Origin of the sequence: Cobetia sp. UCD-24C (assembly GCF_001306765.1) — a bacterium.
Taxonomy (GTDB): domain Bacteria; phylum Pseudomonadota; class Gammaproteobacteria; order Pseudomonadales; family Halomonadaceae; genus Cobetia; species Cobetia amphilecti.
This window is the reverse complement of the sequence record NZ_LJTD01000043.1, coordinates 1-747: the sequence shown is the minus strand read 5'-3', so window position 1 is coordinate 747 and position 747 is coordinate 1. Positions and strand designations below refer to the sequence as shown.

Below are 747 nucleotides of genomic sequence, written 5' to 3'. Positions count from 1 at the left end.
GCGTACTCCCGTTCGCGCGCAAAGCCTTCGCGCTGGCCATATCTGGCTCCCCGTTCTCCATCGAAACACTGATGGTTGTCGCCTCGCTGGGCGCGCTCGTGATTGGCGAGGCCGAGGAGGCCGCTGCTGTGGTGTTCCTGTTCGCGGTCGGCGAGCTGCTTGAAAGTGTGGCCGCTGGCCGCGCCCGCGCCGGCATTAAAGCGCTGGCTTCTCTGGTGCCTAAAACTGCTGTCTTGCTCGACGCCAATGGTGGGCAGCGCGAAGTGCCCGCTGCCTCCCTGAGCGTGAACGACCGGGTTTTGGTGCGCCCGGGTGATCGAGTGCCCGCTGACGGCAAGATCTTCCGCGGCGAAAGCAGTCTCGATGAATCTCCGATCACAGGGGAGTCCGTGCCGCGTCAAAAGGCCGGTGGCGATGACGTATTTGCCGGCTCGATCAACGTCGACGGTGTGCTTGAAGTTCTGGTTGAGAAGGCTGCATCGGACAACACCATCTCGCGCATCATCCAGCTCGTCGAGCAAGCTCAATCCTCCAAGGCGCCGACGGCACGCTTCATCGAAAAGTTCAGCCGTTACTACACCCCGGCCGTGATGGCCATCGCGGCGCTGATCGTCGTGGTTCCCCCGCTTACCATGGGTGGTGATTGGGGCACTTGGCTGTACCGTGGTCTTGCTTTGCTGCTAATCGCGTGCCCGTGCGCCTTGGTTTTGTCAACGCCGGCGGCCATTGCCTCGGGACTGGCTGTTG

1 protein-coding gene is annotated in these 747 nt (G+C 62.5%); it reads left to right on the top strand.

Features of this window, described 5'->3' with window-relative positions:
- The coding region (locus tag AOG28_RS17470; protein ID WP_152965479.1) for an HAD-IC family P-type ATPase at positions 1-747 on the top strand (747 nt) is incomplete at both ends.